Source organism: Micromonospora sp. M51 (assembly GCF_018070305.1).
Taxonomy (GTDB): Bacteria; Actinomycetota; Actinomycetes; order Mycobacteriales; family Micromonosporaceae; genus Micromonospora; species Micromonospora parva.
Genome location: NZ_JAGPXZ010000310.1, coordinates 1 through 6626, shown reverse-complemented (window position 1 = coordinate 6626; position 6626 = coordinate 1). Strand labels below are relative to the sequence as shown.

General features: G+C 70.1%; 5 protein-coding genes. 3 read left to right on the top strand and 2 right to left on the bottom strand.

Annotated features, from left to right (window positions below; genetic code table 11):
• Positions 1 to 2749, bottom strand: a 2749-nt coding sequence (gene pglW, locus KBX53_RS17635) for a BREX system serine/threonine kinase PglW (protein WP_210860435.1), incomplete at its 3' end; no start/stop codon positions are given.
• Positions 2750 to 2919: 170 nt separating this feature from the next.
• Between pglW and KBX53_RS17630 the strand changes: the two genes are divergently transcribed.
• The 3 genes from KBX53_RS17630 to KBX53_RS17620 are packed head-to-tail and all read left to right on the top strand — an operon-like array spanning position 2920 to position 6144.
• Positions 2920 to 3684, top strand: coding sequence for a hypothetical protein (locus tag KBX53_RS17630; protein ID WP_210860433.1), 765 nt, complete (start codon positions 2920 to 2922; stop codon positions 3682 to 3684).
• Positions 3685 to 3725: 41 nt separating this feature from the next.
• Positions 3726 to 4994: a 7-cyano-7-deazaguanine synthase gene (locus KBX53_RS17625; RefSeq protein WP_210860431.1), complete on the top strand. Its 1269-nt coding sequence runs from the start codon at positions 3726 to 3728 to the stop codon at positions 4992 to 4994.
• A gap of 19 nt (positions 4995 to 5013) precedes the next feature.
• Complete coding sequence (locus KBX53_RS17620; RefSeq protein ID WP_210860429.1) at positions 5014 to 6144, top strand: site-2 protease family protein; 1131 nt, start codon at positions 5014 to 5016, stop codon at positions 6142 to 6144.
• A 62-nt stretch (positions 6145 to 6206) separates the two neighbouring features.
• Here KBX53_RS17620 and KBX53_RS17615 read toward each other — a convergent pair.
• The coding region (locus KBX53_RS17615; protein WP_305797957.1) for a D-arabinono-1,4-lactone oxidase at positions 6207 to 6626 on the bottom strand (420 nt) is incomplete at its 5' end.

Sequence of the window (6626 nt, the reverse complement as noted above, 5' to 3'; positions counted from 1 at the left end):
CCCGGGCCGCCTCCCTCTGCGCCGGCCAGCACAGGCACTCACCGTCGTCGGGGGGCGTCTGCCCGAGCAGCACGGCCAGCGTCCGGTGGTTGCGGGACGTCGAGGCGGGGAGCAGGGTCGCGCAGAGCGCCTCCACGCCCTGCGCCAGCGGCTGCTCGTCGGCGGCGGGCGACTCGCTGCCGCCGGGCAGCACCGCGCGCAGCGCCCGCGCCTGAGCGAGGATCTCCTTGCGGGTGGCGTCCGGCACTCCCTTGGCCCGGGTCAACGCCGACGGTTCCGCGTCCAGCAGCTCGCCGACGGTGTGCAGGCCGAGCCGTTCCAGCGCCGAGCGGGCCCGGGCGGTCAGCTCGGTGACCTCCAGCGGCGACTCACGGGTCAGCCCCACCGCCGCCGGCACCGGGCCGACCGGAGTCACCGCGGGCTGCGGGACTTGCTGGAAGATGGCCCGCCAGGCGTCGGTCATCTCGTCGACCGTGTCGAACCGCGCCGCCGCGTCCCTCGCCAACGCCCGGCCGAAGAACTCCACCAGCCGGTCGGCGACCGCCGGGTCGAACACCGCCGGGTCGAGGGCCACCTCGTCGCTGACCACGGCCGGGTTGGCGTTGTCACCCCAGCGAGGCAGCACACCTGTCGCCATCTCGTAGAGCACGACGGCCGCCGCGAACCGCTCAGCCGCCGCGTCGTAGCGGAGCCGGCGCGGCGGGCCGAGGAACGGATCGAGGTAGCCGACCGTGCCCGCGCCGAGCTGGTCAGCGGGAGCCGAGGAGAGCGAGAAGTCGAAGACGCACAGGTGCGGCTGCTTGTCCTTCGGCCGGGGCCGGGCCGCGAGGTTGGCCGGCTTCAGGTCACGGTGCCAGACGCCTTGGCCGTCCAGGTAGTTGACGATGTCGAGCAGGTCCCGGCCGTACCGCTCCAGCAGGTCCAACGCCAGCCGGCCGCCGCGCAGCTCCTCGGCGAGGGTCCGCGATCCGGCGCTCTCCATCAGCAGCGCGGTCCGGCCGCCAACCCGCACCGGACCCTCGACCAGCGCGGCCACCTGGGGGTGCTTCAACCGCGCGAGGGTACGCGCTTCCGCCGTCAGCCGCTCCTCATGCTGCTCGTCGCGGGCGACCTTCAGCACCAGGTCGCGCGACTCCCCGTCGCGAGTGACCAGGAAGGCGACGGCGGTGGCACCCGAGCCGAGCCGGTCCTTCACTTCTAGGCCACCGTCGAGCACGTCACCCCGGTGGGCGGAGAGCGGGTCGGCGACCGGCTCCGGCTCAGGCGCGGTCAGCTCCTCCCAGACCTTCTCCAGGTCCTTGTGGAACCGGGAGACGCTGGGCAGCCGTTGCGCCGGATCGCCCCGGGTCGCGTCGTAGACCAGGGTGACCAGCGTGTGCGGCATGCCGTCCACCGCAGCATCGAGGTGCAGGCCACTGTCGCGAACCGCGTTGACGAGTTCCTCCGGCGTGGCGGCCGGCACCGCCCCGGCGAAGATCCGGTACGCCAGTGCGCCGAGAGAGAACACGTCGAGCTGGTGGCCCGGCAGCCGGGTGGCATTCTCCGCCTCCGGCGCCTGGTAGCGGCGGACCTCGTCATCGAAGAACAGCTCCAGGCTGGCCGGGTCGCTCGATGGGCCGAGCCGGGTGAGTTGGGTCGTGCCGGCCAACCGGCCGCCGGTCTGCCAGTCGGTGACGACGAGCGTCGGGCGCGGCCCGTCCGGGTTACCGACGTAGATCGCTCGGGGCGATAGCGCCCGGTGGGCTAGCCGGCGGGAGTGCGCATAGTCGATGATCTCGGCGAGATCCTGCACCAGTTGCAGTCGCTGGGCCAGGGTCAACGCGTCGCCGCGGCGCAGCAGCCACTGGTCGAGGCGTACCCACTCCTCCTGGTGGTCGAAGATGACCGCCGGGCCCCACGAGTGCTCGACCAGGTCGTGCGCCCGCGCCACCCCGGGATGGTGAATGCCCTGCAGCAGGCGGAACTCCCGCTCCGCCGCCCTGCGGATCGCCGGAACCTCATGCTCGGCGGCCCGGCTGGTCAGGTAGAACCGCACTCGACGCACCAGCGAGGTGTCTAGCGCGTGCCCGGCGAGGAAGTCCTGCCAGCCCAGACCTTCGGCGAACGGTTTTGGGTGCAGTAGCAGTTGACCGACCTTGCGGTCCGCCACCGACGGGCGGATCTTCGCACCGCGCACCAGCTCGACGATGTCCCGGCCGCGCGCCTCGTCCACCAGATGGTCCGGGTTTCGCGGCAGGGCGAGCAGCAGCTTCTTCAGACCGGCCAGGCCGGAGTCGTGCCCCTCCAGCCCGTAGACGTGCTGGCTGCCGATCGCGTCCAGCTCGGCTCGCATCGCCTTCGCGTGCAGGAAGACCGCCGCCCCCACATAGGGCGTCTCGCGCTGCCGTCCGTGTTGCTTGGCGTAGTAGCGGATCAGGCTGGCCAGCCGCTTCGCCTTCCGGTTGGCCAGGATGTACGGGTTGTCCTCGGGGATCAGTCGCGAATTCGGCGCCCGGCGCAGCCACTGGGTGCCGTCACCGCGGATCTCCCCCTGCCAGTGCTTCAGCTCCAGCACGTACAGCCCGCTCGGGGTCAACACCAGGGCGTCGACCTCGTTGATCGAGCCGTCGGCGCCGACGAACTCGACGTTCGTCCAGACGTGGTACGGGTCGGTATCCGGCAGGTAGCCGGCCAGCTCGCGCAGACCGTCCTGCTCCCAGATGTACGAGCTGGAGTTGATCTGCTCCCAGCGCGGTGAATCCTCCCGCATGCGCCGACCCTTCCGCCCCGGCCGTCATGTTCCGGCTCAGGCTGCGCACTTTACCGTTTCGGCGCTTGATCAGCGGAGACCACCGCTCGCGTACGTAGTGCATCTGGTCAAACACTGTGAGTGTCAATAGACTTCGCTCGACGTCCTTCCCCACCCCTCGGGAGGTCGGCATGGGCACCTCGACCCGTCTACCAGGTCCGAAGAACGGCAGCTGGACCGCTGCCAAAGGCCGGCTGGGCACCTGGACGCCGGACGCCACCAGCCGACCCGAACAGCTACTCGGGCATGACCAACAGCGCGCCGAGGCGATCGCGGCCCAGTACCAGCGGGCGTTGCGAGACGCTCTGAACGCAGATCCGGAGGCGTTCGGCATCCGTGCGGCAGCGGAGCGGGCCGGCGGACGGCTGATTGAGCTGCTCGATGGCCTCGGTCGAGCGGATCTTCCGCCAGCGGAGGACGTGGCCGCGCAGGATGACGTCGACGAGTTCATCCGGCGGTTCGTCAGTCACGTCGCCGGCGAAGGCCAACTCATCGTGGACGCCGCCGTCCGCCGGGCCGCCCGACGCGTCGCGGAACACCTGGCGACGCAGGAAGGACCACTCGCCGATCCTGGCCGTCCAAGACCGGTCACCGGGGAGCTGTTCTGCGCGTTGTATCGGGCGTTCTTCGGTGAGGTGGTCGGCGAGTTCGTACACATTCTCATCGCGGAGAACATCAAGATCGCCGTACCGGCACTGGTGATCCTCGACCCGACCGACGTGGTGGCCAGCTTCGTTGCCGATCAGGTCGTCAAGGTGCTGCCCAACCCCTGCGCTGAGGCGGTCAAACGTGGGCCGGAGCCACCACGGCTCGCCGACGTCGCCAAGGATCTGCTGACCACCACGGTGACTCAGGCCCTCGGGCTCGGCGACAGCGAACTGGAGTTGGCGGCGTGAGCCGGGCGAGCTTCGCGTATGACTACGTGACCCGGGTTCGAGTGTCCACCGATAGGAAGCGCGAGACCATCGGCTGGCCACTGCTTGAGCACGCCGACCAGCGGTTGCAGACATTGACCGAGGTGCCCCAGGACCGGCCGGACTGGGCCCAGGACCTGCTGCAGATCGCCCGAGCCGTATACCTGGCCGACAAGCTGTCGCTGCGCGAGTGCGCGGTCGACGGCTGGACCCGAAGGATCAACCTGTCCGTGGAGGTGGTCAACCCCTCCGTCTGGAGCCCACCAACGTTGCGGCTGCTGTCCCACCTCTCGGAGACGTTAAGCGCGGATCAATGGACGATCAACGTCCGGGCCGGCGGGCAGCGGTGGCCCCAGCAGGAACGGACCACTTATTCCGAGGTAGGAGAGGTGGCCCTGTTCTCCGGTGGGCTTGATTCCACCGCGTGGGCGGCAGAGCGGGCCATGGTCTCGGCCGGCCCTCTCCTGCTCGTCTCCTATTTCGAACCCCAGTGGGGCAGCCAGCAGGACCAGACTTTCAGCGCGATCGAGAGCTCGGCCTGCCGCGACATCGAGCAACTCAAGGCGTCGCAGCAGGTCCGTCTCACCAGGAAGCTGGAGAAATCTGCGCGCACCCGCGGACTGCTTTATCTCGCCACCGCCATCTACCTCGCCGCCGCCCACCGAGTGCCACAGGTGGTCGTACCGGAGAACGGACAGCTCGCAGTCAATCCACCGCTCACTCCGGCCCGGGTAGCCGCCTGCTCTACGAGATCTGTACATCCCGGGACACTGCACCTGCTCAATTCCCTGATCGACGCTCTCGGCGGCGAGGTGACAGTCGTCAACCCGTACCTACACCTGACCAAGGGAGAGGTCTGCCAGCAGGCCCTGAACGCCGGTCTGGCTCCGACGACCCTCACCCATGCCACCATCAGCTGCGGGCGCCCACCTCGGGACCGACCGGGTGCCGAGCACTACCACTGCGGGGCCTGCTACCCCTGCCTGGTACGCCATTCCGGGCTGCTGACCGCACTGGGAACCGACAGCACCCCGTACAAGACGGATGTCTGGATGCTGGGCGACCGGCAGAAGGCTGCCGTCGATCGGCGGGCGCTGCACCGGTGGCTGTGCCGCCCAATTTCCGTTCGAGACCTGACCACCGACACTCCGCTGCCGGACACCATCGCCCCTGGTCCCCTGCTCGAGGTGGTGGAGCGCGGTCGGACGGAACTTGGGCAGATGTTCGCTCGGCACGGCCAACCGATCACACCCACCGAGACGCCGCCTCGTCGGCTGGCATGGGCAGGCTGAGTAGGGGTATGAGCCTGGGATGAGGGCAAGCTTCCGGCTTGGCCGGGTCGCGGGAGTGCCGGTCGGCGTCAACTGGAGCGTGCTGGTCATCTTCGCGCTGATCGCGTGGGGGTTGGCCGCGAACCAGTTCCCCCGCTCGTACCCCGATCACTCGCCGGTGGCGTACACACTGGCCGGGCTGGCCGCGGCGGTGGTCTTCTTCGTCGGCCTGCTCGCCCACGAGGTGTCGCACGCGGTGGTGGCCAAGCGCAACGGGCTGACTGTCGACGGCATCACGCTGTGGCTGTTCGGCGGCGTCGCCGAGTTGCGGGGCGAACCGCGTGACCCGGGCGCGGAGTTACGGATCGCGGGCGTCGGCCCGCTGGTCAGTCTGCTGATCGGGGCGTTCTTCGGTGCCATCGCGGCGGTGCTCGCACTGGCCGGGCAGACCGGGCTGCTGTTCGGGGCGGTGGCCTGGCTGGCGGGAATCAACGTGCTGCTGGCCATCTTCAACGTGCTGCCGGCCGCGCCACTGGACGGTGGACGGTTGCTGCGCGCGGCGGTCTGGAAGGCCACCGGTGACCGAACCCGGGCGTCGGTGGTCGCCGCCCGGGCCGGCTGGGTGCTGGGGGTGCTGCTGATCGGCCTGGGGCTGTGGCAGTTCCTGGCCGGGTTCGGTTTCGGCGGGCTGTGGCTGGCGCTGATCGGCTGGTTCCTGATCGGCGCGGCCGGGATGGAGGAACGGCAGGCCCGCACCGGCACCGCGCTGCGCGGGATCCGGGTGGGCGATGTGATGACCCCGCAGCCGCAGACCGCCTCGGCGGAGATGACGGTCGCGGACTTCGTCGACCACTACCTGTTCGCGTACCGGCATTCGGCGCTGCCGCTGACCGAGGACGGCCGGCCGACCGGCCTGGTCACCGTCGACCGGGTGCGGGGCGTACCGCCGGAGCGGCGGGCGTCGACCACGCTGGCCGAGGTGGCCTGCCGCGCCGACCAGTTGGTGCTGGCGAAGCCCGGTGAACAGCTCAACGACCTGCTCCCCCGCCTCACCGAGTGCGCCGACGGCCGAGCCCTGGTGATAACCGAAGACGGCCGCCTGACCGGCATCATCTCCCCCAGCGACATCAGCCGAGCCGTCCAACGCAGCACCCTCGCCAGCTCTCGGTGATCATGAGGTTGGCGGGCACGACACGCCGACATCGGTATCGCTAACCCCATGATCAACCGAGGTCAGCGGGGGAAGTAGTGGGCCAGGGCCTCGGTGTGGAACTTGGCCTTGGGGTCCAGGTCGGTCAGGAGGGTGGCGAAATCGGGGTGGCGTGGGTAGCGGGCGGCCAGCTCGGCCGGATCGGTGACGAAGACCTTGCCCCAGTGCGGGCGGGGCGCGAAGGGCGCCAGGCGCTCCTCCACGGCGGCCACCACCGGCAGCACCGCCCTGGTGTCGTCGACCCAGGTGAAGTGCAGCACGAAGCTGTCCCGCCGGTAGTTCGGGCTGAGCCACAGCTCGTCGGCCGCCACGGTGCGCAGCTCGGACACCAGCAGCACCGGGGCGATCAGCTCCGCCACGTCGTCCAGCGCGGCGAGCGCGTCAGCCGCCACCGCCCGTGCGACGTGGTACTCGGACTGCTGTTCGTCGCCGCTGCTTGGGGT